General features: G+C 61.7%; 14 protein-coding genes, 1 tRNA gene and 1 pseudogene. 14 read left to right on the forward strand and 2 right to left on the reverse strand.

Annotation, left to right across the window (positions count from 1 at the left end; all coding sequences use genetic code 11):
* Positions 1-28: 28 nt before the first annotated feature.
* The 10 genes from CXY77_RS18635 (at position 29) to CXY77_RS18680 (ending at position 8,954) form a co-directional block, all read left to right on the forward strand.
* Positions 29-102: transfer RNA gene (locus CXY77_RS18635), tRNA-Ile, on the forward strand.
* Positions 103-153: 51 nt separating this feature from the next.
* On the forward strand, positions 154-507 hold the full coding sequence (locus CXY77_RS18640; RefSeq protein ID WP_233197514.1) for an AlpA family transcriptional regulator: 354 nt from the start codon (positions 154-156) through the stop codon (positions 505-507).
* An 80-nt stretch (positions 508-587) separates the two neighbouring features.
* A complete protein-coding gene (locus CXY77_RS18645) occupies positions 588-1,685 on the forward strand; it encodes a site-specific integrase (protein ID WP_158252886.1) in 1,098 nt (365 codons plus the stop codon).
* Between the two features lie 477 nt (positions 1,686-2,162).
* Complete coding sequence (locus CXY77_RS18650; RefSeq protein ID WP_140425581.1) at positions 2,163-2,627, forward strand: hypothetical protein; 465 nt, start codon at positions 2,163-2,165, stop codon at positions 2,625-2,627.
* A 102-nt stretch (positions 2,628-2,729) separates the two neighbouring features.
* Complete coding sequence (locus CXY77_RS21155) at positions 2,730-2,873, forward strand: HNH endonuclease (protein ID WP_369831323.1); 144 nt, start codon at positions 2,730-2,732, stop codon at positions 2,871-2,873.
* A gap of 42 nt (positions 2,874-2,915) precedes the next feature.
* Complete coding sequence (locus tag CXY77_RS18660; protein WP_104130703.1) at positions 2,916-4,769, forward strand: helix-turn-helix domain-containing protein; 1,854 nt, start codon at positions 2,916-2,918, stop codon at positions 4,767-4,769.
* 144 nt (positions 4,770-4,913) lie between these two features.
* On the forward strand, positions 4,914-6,179 hold the full coding sequence (locus CXY77_RS18665) for a hydroxymethylglutaryl-CoA reductase, degradative (protein ID WP_104130704.1): 1,266 nt from the start codon (positions 4,914-4,916) through the stop codon (positions 6,177-6,179).
* The gene (locus CXY77_RS18670) at positions 6,176-7,117 is read left to right on the forward strand and encodes a hydroxymethylglutaryl-CoA lyase (protein ID WP_104130705.1); all 942 of its coding nucleotides are present in this window, start codon (positions 6,176-6,178) and stop codon (positions 7,115-7,117) included. Before CXY77_RS18665 ends, CXY77_RS18670 begins: the two co-directional genes overlap by 4 nt.
* A gap of 17 nt (positions 7,118-7,134) precedes the next feature.
* Positions 7,135-7,566, forward strand: coding sequence for a hypothetical protein (locus tag CXY77_RS18675; protein ID WP_140425582.1), 432 nt, complete (start codon positions 7,135-7,137; stop codon positions 7,564-7,566).
* Entirely contained in the window at positions 7,566-8,954 is a 1,389-nt protein-coding gene (locus CXY77_RS18680; RefSeq protein WP_104130707.1) for a tripartite tricarboxylate transporter permease, read from the forward strand. Before CXY77_RS18675 ends, CXY77_RS18680 begins: the two co-directional genes overlap by 1 nt.
* A 175-nt stretch (positions 8,955-9,129) precedes the next feature.
* Here the strand turns inward: CXY77_RS18680 and CXY77_RS18685 are convergent.
* Both CXY77_RS18685 and CXY77_RS18690 read right to left on the reverse strand, forming a co-directional pair.
* Positions 9,130-9,695: pseudogene (locus CXY77_RS18685) on the reverse strand (hypothetical protein).
* Positions 9,696-9,702: 7 nt separating this feature from the next.
* The gene (locus CXY77_RS18690) at positions 9,703-10,143 is read right to left on the reverse strand and encodes a single-stranded DNA-binding protein (protein ID WP_140425583.1); all 441 of its coding nucleotides are present in this window, start codon (positions 10,141-10,143) and stop codon (positions 9,703-9,705) included.
* A 121-nt stretch (positions 10,144-10,264) separates the two neighbouring features.
* On the opposite strand from CXY77_RS18690, the gene CXY77_RS18695 reads away from it, so the two are divergent.
* The 4 genes from CXY77_RS18695 to CXY77_RS18710 all read left to right on the forward strand — a co-directional run bounded on the left by CXY77_RS18695 (position 10,265) and on the right by CXY77_RS18710 (position 15,457).
* Positions 10,265-11,449: an ROK family protein gene (locus CXY77_RS18695; RefSeq protein WP_104130708.1), complete on the forward strand. Its 1,185-nt coding sequence runs from the start codon at positions 10,265-10,267 to the stop codon at positions 11,447-11,449.
* A gap of 46 nt (positions 11,450-11,495) precedes the next feature.
* Positions 11,496-12,563, forward strand: coding sequence for an extracellular solute-binding protein (locus CXY77_RS18700; protein ID WP_104130709.1), 1,068 nt, complete (start codon positions 11,496-11,498; stop codon positions 12,561-12,563).
* 66 nt (positions 12,564-12,629) lie between these two features.
* Positions 12,630-13,715: an ABC transporter ATP-binding protein gene (locus CXY77_RS18705; protein WP_104130710.1), complete on the forward strand. Its 1,086-nt coding sequence runs from the start codon at positions 12,630-12,632 to the stop codon at positions 13,713-13,715.
* Positions 13,712-15,457, forward strand: a complete 1,746-nt coding sequence (locus tag CXY77_RS18710; RefSeq protein WP_104130711.1) for an iron ABC transporter permease — start codon at positions 13,712-13,714, stop codon at positions 15,455-15,457. Before CXY77_RS18705 ends, CXY77_RS18710 begins: the two co-directional genes overlap by 4 nt.
* The last annotated feature ends 26 nt before the right edge of the window (positions 15,458-15,483 follow it).

A 15,483-nucleotide genomic window follows, 5' to 3' on the forward strand; every position in this document is an offset into this window, starting at 1 on the left:
GTTGGTACAACCGTTGGTTGTGCCTTTTGGGGCGGTAGCTCAGCTGGTTAGAGCAGCGGACTCATAATCCGTCGGTCCCGGGTTCAAGTCCCGGCCGCCCTACTGTAAATTTGATCTGATCAGGGCTTCTTGTCTGTACCGAAAGGGCAAGACTTGACGCACTATCCGTATATTAACCGTTTATTCAAAAATTTCCGCCTTTTCCGGGTGTTCACAGAGAAGGTGCACGACCCAATTCGAGTCATCTGGAGTGACCTCGATTACCTATGGGTTATGGACAGCGAACGACACTTCGGGCTCGGTCTTGAGCCGGTTTTAACGACAAGCGAGCTCGCCGAATATCTCGGTGTGCAAGCGCAGGCAATCTACGACCTGCGTGCCGGCGGCCGTGGCCCCTCTGGAATTCGAGTCGGCCGAGAGATCCGCTACCGCGTTTCCGACGTGGTGCGATGGCTGGACGGCCTCCACGAGCCCGAACCATCCACCGCCCACGGGGACAGACGCTGATGGCCGGACGCCCTCGGCTCCCGATCAGCACGTTCGGTGCCATTACGACTCAACAGGTCAGTCTTGGGATTTTTCGCTCCGTGACTCGATTCCGCGACTGGGACGGTCAGACGCGCAAGGTGACCGCGACCGGCTCGAGTCGTAACGCCGCACAGGCAGCACTCAAGTCGGACCTAGCGGCGCGCCTACGAGCCGGCGGTAGCGGCGACTTGCTCACGGCGAGCTCACCATTCCTGGCGCTGGCTGCGGCCTGGATGGAGGACGTGATGCTCGACGTTGACCGCTCGCAGGGTACGAAAGACACCTACCTGCGCGTACTGGTCTTGCCCTTCTTCGAGAACTTCACGATTCGAGAAGTGACCGTTGGGAGGATCGAGCTCTTCCTGAGGCAGCAGCGAGCGCAGTCGTACCCGAGAGCGAAGCACTCCCGGACGCTGCTCGGTATGATCCTGGCCTTCGCGGTGCGGCGGGAGATCATTCCGCGCAATCCCATGAAAGAGACGTCGCGGATGAAGAAGCCCCCACACACTCCGAAGGCGCTCACGACAGAGCAGATCGCTGCGATTCGTCTCGCAGCGCGCGAATGGCGCACGGAGGACGGCCGAATGGGGCCGCGGTCCGACGGCCAGGTGCGAGACATCATCGAGGTGATGCTCGGCACCGCCACCCGCATCGGAGAGGCGCTCGCCATTCGCCAGTGCGACGTCGACCTGGACGCCGACCCGCCGCGGGTGCACATCAGCGGCACGCTCGTCGTGCACAACAAGGCCGGCGTGCACCGTCAGGAGCATCCCAAGACCCACGAGTCGAACCGCGTGATTGGCATGCCGCCTTTTGCGGTCGAGGTAATCCGCCAGCGTTTGGCACTGCTCGATCCGGAGGACGCGGAGCACCTGATCTTCTACTCGAGGGTGGGCACCCCACTCGCGCCATACAACGTCAGGCGCACGTTCCGGGAGATCCTCCGAAATGCCGGACTCGAGGGCCTGAACATCACGCCGCACTCCTTTCGCCGAACGGGCGCGACGTTGCTCGCCAACGAGCTGGGAATGCAGGCGGCGGCCGACATGCTCGGACACACCTCCACGTCGACGACGAAGGCGCACTATGCCGAGCCGGACCGTAGGGTGAAGTCGGAGCCGGCCGAGGTTATGCAGCGGTTGGCTCCGCCTTCATAACGTCATGATGTTGGCTGGCATCGGAGCGCAGCCTTTCAACGACCTTCTAATTGGTCGCACGGGCGGTGCAACCGCGGACACGAGTATCCTGCCGAAGTCTCAAGAACCCCCGATCTTCCTAAGCTAACGGGAATTGCTGACCGCGCGGAGCAGAGCTCGTAGAGCGAGTCTACCCCTGAACGCGGGGTATCCGACCCCATTGAAGATGACACCGGGTCGTAGGCGCGCCCGTAAACTGGGCCTGATCAAGTGAATGGACTTGCCGGGGGAATATTGACCATGTTTGAAGCACTCGATGATTCTGCGGGGGGTGCCCGTCCCCTCGACTTCTTGAAAACGGGGGACGTGACCGGTGCCCTAATCTCCGTCTTGCCCCTTGTGTCAGTCGTGACTCTTGTCGCGTTTTCACTCGTCCTAATCGTGGCTTTGCTCGTCCTCAGGCGACGGCGACTTGTGAGCGGGGCGAGTGAGGCGCTAGTGCAGCTCGATGACTTGAACTCGCGCTTTCGGCCGTCAATCATCACGTACTCTCCCATAGGCCTCAACTACAGGGTGTCGGTAGATTCCAAGACCAAGTTTGATCGATTTGATCTGTCTGCACTTATGAGTTCGAACGTCCTGGATGACGAATTGTGGATTGAGCAGGAGATCCGCTTGCGGATTGAGGCGACAAAATTGTTCGCCACCTACCGTCACGACTTCGAAGCGCTGGAGTACAGGCTCCTGGGCAGGAGCAGCGATCCGCGCGTTAGCGAGGAGCGATTCGCGGCGATCGAGCGGAAATTGTTTAATCATATGAAATTGAACTTTCCAACTCCGGCGGCAAACGTTGGCACGACGGTGAGGTACACGAGTCCCAAGGGGGAGAAGACCTATGCCCGTCGTCTCGAGTGGGATTTCGATCAACTTCGGCAGGGACTTGCGGCCGCTCAGGACACCTGATCGCGCCAGTCGACAACCGCAGCGTTGCGTCAGCGTGAGCGAACCCTGATGACTCCCGGACTCAGGACGAAAATCTTGAAACGCGATGGTTTTCGGTGCCGTATGTGCGGGGCGTCGGCGGCAGATGCGACATTGCACATCGATCACATCCTCCCGGTGAGTCTTGATGGCCGCACGGTAGTGGAGAATCTTCAAACTCTCTGCCAATCGTGCAACCTAGGTAAGGGCAACAGGTTCATCGGTTGAGGACTCGCAAGCCCGGCACGCACCACCAGCGAGAATAGACCCATGGCATCTGAGCTCGCTCGAATCATTCGATCCGTCGTCGACGGCACCACGGTCGATCCCGAGGAGATCCGGGTCGTCTTAGCCGGAGATGGCGAAGCGGCGATTGCATTGACCGATCTCGCGCTGCGGGTCGATGCCCTTCGCCAGCGAAGTGCCGAACTTCGCGGTGTGATGTCGTCAACGCGTGACCTTCTTGCCATCCCCGACGCCGACCTCATGCTTCAACGCATCGTCGACCGCGCTCACGAGCTTATGAAGGTCGACGTCACCTATCTTTCCGTCTACGAACCAGTCCGAGACGAGTTGTATGTGCGCGCGGCGACGGGCACGATTTCACCGCGATTCTTTGGAATGGTGGTGCCCGCAGGCGTCGGAGTTGCGAGCCTGGCCGTACGTACGCAGCACCCGCAATGGGTTGAAGACTATTCAACTCATACCGCTGTGCCGCACGACCCCACGATCGACGAGGTCGTCGGTGAGGAACAGCTGCGTGGGCTGCTCGGTGCGCCTCTGGTCGTTAAGGGCAAGGTTCTGGGCGTGCTCTTTGCGGCCACCCGTTCGCCGCACGCGTTTCGACTTGACGAGATCGCGCTCCTGTCCGCGTTCGCTGCACATGCGGCTCTAGTTCTACACCTCGCGCAACTGCTGCGGCAGGCGACGGATGCCACGGCTGAAGCCGCATCGCGTCAGAGAGAGGCCGAGTGGGCTGCGAGCTTGCACGGAGAGCTAACGCAACTCGTCGTGGATGGTCATGATTCGGAAGCCGTTGTGGGCGCGCTCACGGAGGCGCTCGGGCGTGACGTCACTCTTGTCTCCGATGGGGGAGTGTTGCGATCTGTGGAAAACGATCCGTTCGCTGATCCAATTTTGCGGGCTGCGGCCGCTGAGGCAGCGGTAAGCGGGCGCAGCGTCGTCATACCAACCGGGGGGATCGAACTCGTCGTCTCTATTATCGCCGCGACTTCGCGATCGGAATCCATGCTTATTGCGCGAGGTGAGCATCCGCTCACGCCGGTTGAACGTCGCACGGTGGAGCGGTCGGCACTCACGGCTGCGCTCGTCATGCTGCGCCGTAACGCCCTCGCCGATGCTGAGGAATGGGTGCGAGGCGAGGTTGCCACGGAAGTCCTGGAGGGGTCGGCAAATCGCGTTACGGGCCTGCGTCGTGCTGCTGCGCGTGGTTACCCGGTCGACCGATCGTGGGTGATGGTGGCCCTTCCTTGCGATCCTGACGAGCGTCCTCGCCTTCTCGCTCGCCTGCGTATTCGTACCGACTGGCTGGTGGCAACGGCTCCCCTCGGCGTCACAGTGCTGGCCCCCAGGCTGACCGTGCGGGAGGCTGAAGGAACCGAAGCGCTGGCGACGGCGCGAGAGGTTGGGGACTTCGCTGGTCCTGGATCGGGGTTGGTTGTTGCATCGGGTCGGGCATCGTTGGAAGAAGCGGCCGTCGCGGCTCCCGCGGTTTGGCAGACGGTCCAGCTCGCCCGCGGCCTTGGCCTCAACAGCGGCGTGATCGATGCGGCAACCCTGGCACCGTACAGTCTTCTTTTTGAAGGCGACGGCGGTCGAATCGCTGCATTCGTCGACAGCATGCTCGCGCCGGTAATCGCGTGGGACAGTACGCACGGTTCGGCCTTGCTGGACACCCTCGCGGTGCTGTTCGATGAGCGCTGGTCACTGGCCTCGGCAGCACGCACTTTGCACGTCCATCTGAATACTGTTAAGCAGCGGATGCAGCGCCTTCGCGCGCTCCTCGATGAGGACCCCGACCGACCCGAGGCACGGTTCCGACTGGAGCTGGCCGTGCGGATTGAGCGCGCCCGGCAAGTTGCCCGGCAGGCCTCAGAAAGCTGATTGGCCGCAGCCAAGACGGCTGCAAGTCATGAATTGGACATGAGCAAAGGGTGAAATATGTCTGATACGGACCTCGCCGGGGTTTTCGCCGGATGGTTAGCTTGCTGAATTGGTGACGAAGTCGTCACCCGGAAGGACAGCAACGTGGCTAGTACATCTCGACTCAGCGGACTCCGCAATATCAGCGTCGACGAGCGGCGGGCAGCCGTCGCCGAGGCGATCGGCGGTGATATCGACTTGTCGCCTCTGGCGTGCGATGGCCTCAGCATTGAGCAAGCAGACCGGATGATTGAAAATGTCATCGGTCAGATCGGGATCCCGGTCGGAGTGGCGACCAACGTTATTGTCAACGGCCGCGACGTGCTCGTGCCGATGGCCACGGAGGAGCCCTCCGTCGTCGCTGCGGTTTCAAACATTGCCCGGATGGCACGGCGTTTCGGCGGCATCGTCACCACTTCAACCGAGCCGCTCATGCAAGCCCAGGTGCAGCTGCTCGACATCGCCGACCCGCAGGGTGCGCGTGCACGTATTCTCGAGGCGAGGGATGAGATCCTTGCCCTTGCGAACGAGCAAGATCCCATGCTCGTCCAGGTGGGTGGTGGTGCGCGAGACCTCCTCGTTCGCACGATTCACGGCATTCTTGACGACCACCTCGTCGTACACCTCGTCGTAAATGTCGGCGACGCCATGGGCGCAAACGCCGTCAACACGATGGCCGAGGCCATCGCGCCGCGCCTCGCGGAGATCGCGCGGGGCCGATCGCTACTGCGCATCTTGACCAATCTTGCTGACCTGCGCATTACCCGTGCGCGTGTAGCCATCCACCCTTATGAGATCGGCGGATCGGAGGTCGTGGCGAACATGGTCACCGGCGCCAATCTTGCCTACGACGACCCGTACCGTGCGGCTACGCATAACAAGGGGATCATGAACGGCATCTCCGCCGTCGCGCTAGCGACCGGCAATGACACGCGCGCCGTTGAGGCCGGAGCTCACTCCTACGCTGCACGCGATGGGCAGTATCGTGCCTTGTCGCGCTTTGAGCAAGACGCCGATGGAAACCTCGTGGCCACATTGGAGCTTCCGATGGCGGTTGGCCTCGTCGGGGGAGCGACCAAATCGCATCCCGCCGCCCGGGCTGCTGTCGCAATGACAGAAGTGTCCACTGCGCGCGAACTCGCCGAGATCATTACCGCCGTGGGGTTGTTGCAGAACGTTGCCGCGGTTCGTGCTCTCGCCGCTGAAGGCATCCAGCGCGGTCACATGGGCCTGCACGCGCGCAACGTTGCAGTCGCCGCCGGTGCAGTGGGTGCGGAAGTGGATGCTGTCGCTGCTGCTCTGGTCGCGCGGCGTGCGGTTCGCTCCGATATCGCGGTCACGGTGCTCGCTGAGCTTCGTGCCTCAGAATGACCACCGCACGTGAGTTAGGCCTGCCAACAGTTTCCCGGCTGGAGGGGCTGACAGACGAGGTTGAGATCTGGGAAGTCGCCCCGCGCGATGGGCTCCAGGCCGAGAAGACTCTTGTCGATGTCGACACGAAGGTTGAGCTCATCCAGCGCCTCGCTCGAGCTGGCGCGTCGGTCATCGAGGTCGGTAGTTTTGTGCGCACCGATCGCGTGCCGCAAATGGCCGATTCGGCAGAGGTCTTCGAGCGCGTGAAGGATCTGCCCGTTCGCACACCGGTCCTCGTGCCCAACGTGCGCGGATACGAACTCGCCCGCGAAGCTGGGGCATCTGACATCGCGGTCTTCCTCAGCGTTACCGAGTCGTTCTCGCAAGGGAACCTCGGCGCGTCACGCGAGCGGATGGAGCAGTCCGTCCAGAATGTCGTCGCGCGGGCAAAGGCCGACGGCGTTCGCGTCCGCGGCTACTTGTCCATGGTGTTCGGAGATCCATGGGAGGGATCTGTTCCCGTCGAAGATGTCCTGCGGCTTGCGGTCGCAATGCGATCATGGGGTATCGAAGACCTTTCCCTCGGCGACACCATCGGTGTGGCTACGCCGGGGCAGGTCAAGCATCTCGTCAGGTCACTCGTTGGTGCGGGTGTACTAACGTCCTCGCTCGCCTTGCATTTGCATGACACCTACGGCATGGCTCTCGCGAACGTCTATGCGGGACTTGAGGAAGGTGTGCGCATCTTTGACGCCGCTGCGGGCGGCGTGGGTGGATGCCCCTTCGCAAAGTCCGCGACCGGAAATCTCGCAACTGACGATCTTGTCTGGATGCTGAACGGGCTCGGCATCCGGTCGGGCATCGATCTCGATGCACTAACTGAGACGAGCGCATGGTTGTCACATGCTCTCGCAAAGCCCACAACGTCTCGAGTCGCAATGGCGCTGACGCGATAACGAAAGGAACCTTAGCAATGGCACAACACTATTTGGAGGTGTGGGGGGACACAGTGGACAGCCGACATTTGGTCGGCTCCATCGGTCTGGGTATCGGCATTGCCGTCCCCATCTACCTCCTGGCGGACTGGGGATTCGATGTCTTGACCGGAGGTGACGTACTTGCGCACTCCTACGCCCTCGTCGCCGGGCTCGGCGCCTGCGTGCTCGCAGCCGTGGTCGCAGCTCGTCTGTTCAAACCCAAGCGCATCATTCAGATCGGCACAGCTCACACGGGGTCCCGCGAGGCGGCGATGGACGCAATCGAAGAGGAGATGGGTTTGCTCGGCAATCCCGACGAGCTTTCACCGTCGGCCTTGGCTGAGGTGAAGGAGCTCGGTCTGTATGAGGACCTCCGCGCCCAGCACGAGAAGAACCAGCGCAATGCAACCAAAGTCGAGGCTCAGTAATGGAGAGCTTTCTTGAACCTGCGCTCTGGGCGCTCGGCATGGCGGTCATTGGTGCGGTTGTCTTCGGCCTCCTCGGACTGGTTTCCGGCACCGATGAAACGGCGACCATCGCGCCACTGACCCTCCTGGTCATTCTCGTTGGCGTCCCACCGGAAGGTGTCTTCGCCTTCTTCATGGCGGCGATCTCGGCAAAGCACATCACGCATGCGATTCCAACCACGCTCCTCGGCATACCAGGCGACACCATGGCGGCGCCACTGCTGCGCGATGCGCAAATGCTCCGTGAACTCGGAGTTCCGCACATCGCACTGCGCAAAGCGATTTCCGGCGGCGCGGTAGCAGCCGTCATCGCAGTCCCGATGGCCGTCTTCTTCGCCTGGGTGATCACGCCGTTCTCGGGTCAGATCGGTGCCGTTGCTCCTTGGCTGTTCTTCGCGGCCGCCGGGCTCATCGCTGTACTGTCGAAGGGCCGTTGGGCAGCACTGATCGCCCTTCTCCCTTTTGTTCTCATCGTGGTCGGTTTGCAGAACTTTGCGATCGACGCGCTCGGCAAGGGGCTGTCGATCAGCTTCTTCCTGGGCATTGCCATCGGGCCCCTGATCGCAGACCTTTTTCTCGCAGCGAGCCCCGCCGGTCGCGCGACGCTCAAGCGGGACGCGCCGCGTACATTTGAGCTGGCAGCGGATGTGCGCACCTGGAAGGGACGGATGCCCAATCCGTTGCGAGTTCTGGATCGCGCCCAGCTGGGCAGTACTGCCGGAGCCGCCGTAGTTTCAAGCGCGACGTTCGTGTTCTCGCCCGTAGCGATGACCGTGATGATGGGTGAGCTGTTTGGCCGTCGGATCAAGAATGGCTACCAGCGCCTCACGACCATGATGGCAGTGAAGAACGGAACGACAGAGTCGACCTACATTGCCGAAACCCTCATCCCGCTCATTGCGATCGGCCTTCCGCTGTCACCGATGGCTGCAGGACCGGCAAACCCGTTGTTCAATGCACCACCGGTTTTCACCCTCAACGCCGAGACCGGTGCGACGAACAACCTGCACGACATGCTGGACCCGTGGCAGTTCCTGGTCATTGGTTTAGCAGCAGTTCTCATCGGACTAGTCGTTACATATCCGTTCGCGATGACGCAAGCGCACCGCGCGGCATCGTGGATCATGCGGAAGGTTTCGCACGAAGCGATCATCGGAGCCTTCGCTGGGCTCATCGCTGTGATCTGCCTCTACGAAGGCGGGATTATTGCGTTGTTCGTTGCGATCACCATTGGTCTCGTTGGTGGATTGCTGAACAAAATTTTCAGTATGCACACGGGCGTGCAGTTCATGGGCTACTACGTTGCGGTGCTGACTGTGCCGGCCATTACAGCCCTGTTCGCAGGCTGATTCGACAGACGGAGCCGCCATGCTCAGATGGGTGGCGGCTCCTTAGCATCCTCGCAATTGTGCTGCGAGTCGTTCGCGCCGATGTAGGCTCCGTGCGCCTCCTAAACGCCGTCCCTGCTTTTCAGACGACAGCATCCGTGGACGATTCTGCCTGCGCCGGTCGGAGCTCTTTAAGTCAGCCGGAATCAACGGGGGCATAAAAGCTGGCCTCGGCCTTACGCCGCTTGGCGACGTCGTCGACGACGAACTGCACGAAGTCCTCGTTGCGGTCGCCGATGACCAGGTCTTCGACCGTGCCGACCGGCGGTTCGCCCGGCCAAGCGGTCTGCCGAGTCGGCCGGTCGCGCTCCAGCCGCGTGCCCGAGATTGCGACCCAGTCGCGGAGCCGCTGGCGGGCATCAGCGAAGTCGCGATGCCAGCCGAACGGGGCGGAGCCGTGCTGGTCGGGTCGTAGGCGCCGAGCCAGTGCAGGTGGAGCGCGCTGAGTTCCCAGACGAGTTCGGGGTGTCGATGCCAGAACGGTGGTACGACGGATGCTGGCAGGCCGTAGGTGCGTCGCAGCCAGTTCACCCAGCGGTTGAGTTCGATCCATTCGGCTTCGGCGTCGTCGGCGCTGAGCAGGTTCCAATTGATTGGATGCGGCGGCTCGGCCGTGAGAGGGCCGTCGAGGTCGTCCAACGAGTTCGCTCCGAAAGCGTCGTCGTGATCACCGGATGCCCACTCCACCAGGGACCGTACCATTGCTGCTTCACCGCCCTGATCCGGCGTGAGCCGCTTCTGTCTCGTGGACGAGTGCCGTGTGCGCGGCCTGTGCGCTGTCCGAAGCATAGCGATGAGCTCGGTCCACCTGATAGTTAGTGCGCGCGAGGTCATGGCCGATCTTCTTGGCGACGAACTCTTCGCGCAGGATGGCGTCACCGTCGCGCAGGACTTGAAAGGTGCGCACGTAGCCTTCGGCGACGAAGCTGTCACCCTTAGCAAAAAGGGTGAGCGCCCGATCGGCGGTGGCACGGTAGGCGACGAGGTCGTGGAAGGTCGGCTCAAGCGCGGTGAAGTTGCCGTTGTCTTCGCGGAGGAAGTAAGGCTGGCCGATGCGCGCGTAGAAGCGGGTGTCGCCGTTTTCGGTCAGGGATTGCTGCGGATCTGAAGCGATGAACCCGGACAGCGATTGCTGGGTGTGAAGTGCCATGGGACTTGACCTCCTGTTGGGTGGACCTCGGTGGTCCGCGCTCACTGGGAGGTGCACCCAGCACACCACCATTTATGCAAAAATCCTTGCATACTTACTTTATTCACTGTAAAAAGTAAGTATGTCGTTTCTGCTGCAGGCTCCCGCCCCGTCTGGCCGCGACGCCCTCCGCCAGATTCGGGTAGAAGCCATCTTTGCCACCCTGCTGGCGAAAGGCCCCCTGGCACGCACCGAACTAGCAGCACTGACCGGCTACAGCCCCTCAACGGTCACCGGCATTATTCACGACCTCTCAGCGGCCGGCTTTGTGCGCGTTGTGGGCCAGGTTGAGTCCAACGGCGGTCGCCCGCGCACCCTCATTGAATTTGACCGCACCTCCATCACCATTGCCGTGGTGGGCGTGCGCGCCAACCGGGTGTGGGCCCAGCTCGTCGACCTCAATGCCACCCTCATCGACAGCGTAGAACGCGATTTTAATGCGGAGCAGCCGCTGATTGACGCCACGGCGGCCATCGCCGAACTCACCGCACGGGCCAAGCTCCCACCCTCGCGCGTGGTGCTCGCCCTCCCCGGTGTGGTGGGGCGAGACGGCTCAGCCACGCTGGCACCTGCCTTCGGCGCGGTTTCCCACGTTGTTCTCGCCGATGCGATCGCCGAGCTGGTGCTCCTGCCGGTGACGGTGGAAAACGACGTAAACCTCATTGCCCTCGGCGAGCGCCAGGCTGGCGCCGGCAATGGCGTAGACGACCTGACGGTCATCCATATTGAGGAAGGTATTGGCGCAACGATAGTTATTGGCGCTCGCGTACTCGATGGCTCCTCACGTTCGGCGGGAGAAATTGGTTTTCTGCCCTACGGCCCCGGATCGGCACACCGCAGCGAACGCGGCGAGTTCGAGGCCCGGTGGAGCACCGGTGGAATAGAACTGCAAGCGCGTGAGCGCGGACATGCCCTCGACCCCGGCAACCCTATAGCCGACCTCTGCTCGCGCACCGACGCGCCCGCCGTCGCCCTGTTGCACGAGGCAGTCAGCGCCTGGGCCTACGCCGCCGTGGTGTGTGTGTGCGTGACGAACCCGCAACGAGTGATCTTCTCGGGAGATGCCGTTCACCTTGATGAGCCGGCGCGAACGCTACTCATCGAACGCGTTCTCACCGGTGTGCCCTCTCCCACCGACGTAAAATTTGCCACCCTCGGCGAGCGATCCATGCTGCACGGCGCCGTGGCCACGGTGCTGACCAAAGCCGCCGATCTTTTGTCCTCTGCACTGTCAGCAGCACCGTCTCGCGGAGAACTCCAGCGTTAACCGACCACCTGATTTCTGCACCGAATGTTTACCAAAGGAGATAATCATGCATTCACCTCGACTTCGCACCGCCATTTTTGCCGGTGGTGTTGCCCTTACGCTGGGGCTCACCGGCTGTGGACTCGGCGCCACACCGCAAGACGACTCGGGTGATTCGGCGGGCGGCAACACGCTCACCATTTACACCGCACGTGACAAGGGCCTGGCCGACTCGGTCGTGGCCGATTTTGTGGCCGCTAACCCCGATTTTGAGGGCAACGTTGAGGTGCTCACCCTGGGCGCCCAAGAAGCTCTCGAGCGTATTCGAGCCGAAAAGACCAACCCGCGGGGTGATATCTGGTGGGGTGGCACGAGCCAGCAGATGCAGCAGGCGGCCTCCGACGGGGTGCTCTCGGCAGCACCGCAGTCTGTGATCGATGCCGTACCCGCGGCGTCTCGCGACGCCGACGGACTCTGGGTGGGAGAGATGAAACTTGCCGAGGTGATCGTGTACAACCACGACATGCTCAGCGCCGCCGACGCCCCCAAAGACTGGGACGATCTCATTGCCCCGGCGCTGAACGACCAGATTGCTATTCGCGATGTGGCCGCCAGCGGAACCATGCGCAGCATCTACTCCGCCATGATCGATCAGAGATTTGATGAGGCCGGCAGCCCCGAGGCCGGCTACGACTGGCTGCGCGCCCTCGACGCCAACACCAAGGTGTACGCGGCCAACCCCACCGACCTGTACCTGCGCCTCACTCGCCAAGAAGCAGCGGTGACAGCGTGGAACCTGCAGGATGTGATGCTGCAGATTGAACAGCAAAACGCCCCATACACCGCTGTTGTTCCCACCTCGGGTGCGCCCATGCTGGTAGACGGCGTGGCCAAAATCGCCGACGGCCCGTCATCGGCTGGCGCAGACGCCTTTCTGGAGTTTCTGCTGAGTGAACCCACCCAGACCACGCTGGCGGAAACCTACTTTCAGATTCCCTCGATTGAGTTGGCCACCGAGCCCTCCTGGCTGGCCGACCTCAACCTGAAGGAAATGGATGTGGACTGGTCTCGCGTAGCGGAAAACGAGACCGCCTGGATTGACTACTGGGCCACCAACATTAAGGGCCAGAACTAACAACCGATAGCGCTGGGCGACACTCTCGCCCATCGCACTGCCACCAACGACGCCGGCGGAGCCGAAATGACACGCGTTTTACTCGACAACATCAGCAAGACCTACCCCGGGGTAGCGCCGTCGGTTGCCGGACTCACCCTAAACATTGCGGAAGGGGAACTTTTCACCCTGCTCGGCCCCTCGGGCTGCGGCAAGTCGACCACACTGCGTATGGTGGCTGGTTTTGTGCAGCCAACTGGTGGCCGCATCCTTTTTGACGATACCGACGTAACCAACGCCGCGCCCAACCGAAGAAACACCGGCATGGTATTTCAGAACTACGCTCTCTTTCCCCACCTCACCGTGGCCGGTAACGTGTCGTATGGCTTGAACGCACGAAAGGTGACCGCGGCCCAAAAACACTCTCGCATTGACACAGCGCTCAGCCAGGTAGGCCTCGACGGTTACGGTGACCGCCGTATCGACATGCTCTCAGGGGGCCAACAGCAGCGCGTGGCCCTGGCCCGGGCGCTTGTTATTCGCCCCTCGGTGTTATTGCTCGACGAACCCCTCTCTAACCTCGACGCCAAACTGCGCGAAGAAACCCGCACTGAGATTCGTGCCACGCAGAAAGAGGCCGGAATTACCTGCCTGTACGTTACTCACGATCAAGCCGAAGCGATGTCAATGAGCGACCGCATTGCTGTGCTTGAGGCCGGCGAAGTTCACCAGGTTGCCAGCCCACGAGACGTGTACCATCGCCCCGCCACGGCCTTTGTGGCCCGGTTCATTGGCCGCTCCAACGTCTTCACGAGTGAGGTCGTGGCGATTGAAAGCGACACAGTAGTGGTTCGCCTCGGCGACGGCACCATACTCAAGGCGCCCATTGTGGCCGATACGGCCTCAGCCAGCGCCACGGTAGGTATGACCACCGCCGTGTCCCTGCGGCCTGAAGCCATCAGCCTCACCGTGAACCCGGTAACTGTGGGGAGCCATGAGCTCACCGGGCGCGTACTCACCGCCGAGTTCACTGGTGCTGTAAATATTTACGAAGTGGACTGGCACGGTCAGACTCTGGTGGTCTCGGTGCCCGGCGCCCTCAACCGCGCCGACCCGGGAGATAAAGTAGCGATGGCACCGGCCCAGGGCCTGGTGTGGATGGTGCACCCATGACGCTGATGCAGCGCCTCTCCCAGCGCCGCTCGGGGCTCACCTCCTCAGACCGGTTTGTGTACTGGATCTCAATACCACTCATTCTGGTTCTGCTCGTATACATTGTCTTTCCCATGCTGGCCACAGCCATAACCAGCGCCGAGGGCGGCGGCGAAGCCTACGGCGGCTTTATTAGCGGCAGCTCGGGCAAAGCGCTCGGCCTCTCGGTGGGCATCTCTCTGGTCTCCGTGTTCACCACCTGCGTTATTGGCACTGGACTGGCCGTACTGCTCACCCGGTTCGACTTTCCGGGCCGCCAGGTGCTACGCATCTTCGCCCTGCTGCCCATGGCGTTGCCGCCACTAATTGGCGCAGTGTCTTTCTACTTTCTCTACGCCGAAAGCGGCATCATTCCGCGCTTTCTTGCCGCCTATTTTGGAGCGGATGCCGCAGCCGTCTCGGCCAACGGTGTAGCCGGCGTGATTTTGGTGCACAGCCTCACCATGTATCCCTACTTCTATCTGGCCGTGTCATCGGCGTTGAGCGGCTCCGATGCCTCGCTGGAAGAAGCCTCCCTCAACCTCGGCGCCTCCCGCATTCGCATGTGGCGAACCGTTATTTTACCCATGCTCACACCGGCGCTGGTCTCGGGCGCGCTGCTCACATTTATGGTGTCGATGGCCTCCTTTACCGCGCCCCAGTTTTACAACGTGCAAACGCTCACCATGCAAATCGTCGCCTCCCGCACGAGTGGTGCCTACTCCACCGCCGCAGCACAATCGGTGGTGCTGTCGGTCGTCTCCATCTTGTTTTTGCTCATTATGCGCTGGTACCAAAACCGTCGCGTGTACCGCAGCCTTTCCAAGGGCACCCCGCAGTCGCTGACCCTTATTCAAGGCTTTATCCCGCGGTCGGTGGCCGCCATCGGCTCGCTGATTATCGTGGTCATCCTCATGGCCCCGGCCGCCACCATCGCCCTGCTGGCCTTTACAGTAGACGGCAGCTGGACCATCCAAATTTTGCCGCCGGAGTACACGCTCGGTAACTTTGCCAAAATTTTTGCCGACCCCGAGTCACTGCATCCCATTTTGGTCAGCACCCAGATGGCGCTGTTGGGAATGGTGGGCTGCGTGTTGGTGGGGGTTCTTGCCGCCTTCGTCGTCACCCGCTGGAGCGGGCCGGGCAAGGGCCTGCTCGATGTGATGGTGATGATTCCCTGGGCGCTGCCCGGCACGGTTATTGGCGTGAACCTGGTGACCGCCTTCGCCAGCCCCACCCCGTTTAACCTCGGGCAGGTGCTCATCGGTTCGCTGTGGATCTTGCCGGTCGCCTACTTCGTGCGCTTTCTCCCGCTGGTGTTTCGATCGGCCAACGCCGCCCTGGCCCAAATTGATCCATCGCTTGAGGAGGCCGCCCGCAACCTTGGCGCCGATACCCTGCGCGCTATTCGCACAATCACCGTGCCGCTCATGTCTCGCGGAATTCTGGCTGGCGCCCTGATGGCGTTCATTCAGGGTTTTGGCGAGTATGTTGCATCCGTTGTGATCTACCCCGCACGATTTGCACCCGTCTCGGTCGAGATTTACAACCGCATCTACTCCAATGAGTTTGGTACTGCGGCCGCCTACGGAACGCTGCAAATGGTACTTATCGTGATCGTATTGATCATCGCCCAGCGACTGGAGAAACCACGCGGCCAACGCGGTCTGCGACAGAAAGTGGCGACCAGAACAGCGCTTCCACTTCCCGTAATGAATACGTAGCAGTTGATACCCCTCAACACGTATGA

This window comes from Cryobacterium sp. N21 (genome assembly GCF_002929575.1).
Classification (GTDB): Bacteria; Actinomycetota; Actinomycetes; order Actinomycetales; family Microbacteriaceae; genus Cryobacterium; species Cryobacterium flavum.

Coding starts and splice junctions, on each gene's coding strand:
- CXY77_RS18700 (WP_104130709.1), top strand. CDS start 11,496: ATGCATTCACCTCGACTTCGCACCGCCATTTTTGCCGGTGGTGTTGCC.
- CXY77_RS18660 (WP_104130703.1), top strand. CDS start 2,916: ATGGCATCTGAGCTCGCTCGAATCATTCGATCCGTCGTCGACGGCACC.
- CXY77_RS18675 (WP_140425582.1), top strand. CDS start 7,135: ATGGCACAACACTATTTGGAGGTGTGGGGGGACACAGTGGACAGCCGA.
- CXY77_RS18705 (WP_104130710.1), top strand. CDS start 12,630: ATGACACGCGTTTTACTCGACAACATCAGCAAGACCTACCCCGGGGTA.
- CXY77_RS18680 (WP_104130707.1), top strand. CDS start 7,566: ATGGAGAGCTTTCTTGAACCTGCGCTCTGGGCGCTCGGCATGGCGGTC.
- CXY77_RS18710 (WP_104130711.1), top strand. CDS start 13,712: ATGACGCTGATGCAGCGCCTCTCCCAGCGCCGCTCGGGGCTCACCTCC.
- CXY77_RS18670 (WP_104130705.1), top strand. CDS start 6,176: ATGACCACCGCACGTGAGTTAGGCCTGCCAACAGTTTCCCGGCTGGAG.
- CXY77_RS18695 (WP_104130708.1), top strand. CDS start 10,265: ATGTCGTTTCTGCTGCAGGCTCCCGCCCCGTCTGGCCGCGACGCCCTC.
- CXY77_RS21155 (WP_369831323.1), top strand. CDS start 2,730: ATGTGCGGGGCGTCGGCGGCAGATGCGACATTGCACATCGATCACATC.
- CXY77_RS18690 (WP_140425583.1), bottom strand. CDS start 10,143: ATGGCACTTCACACCCAGCAATCGCTGTCCGGGTTCATCGCTTCAGAT.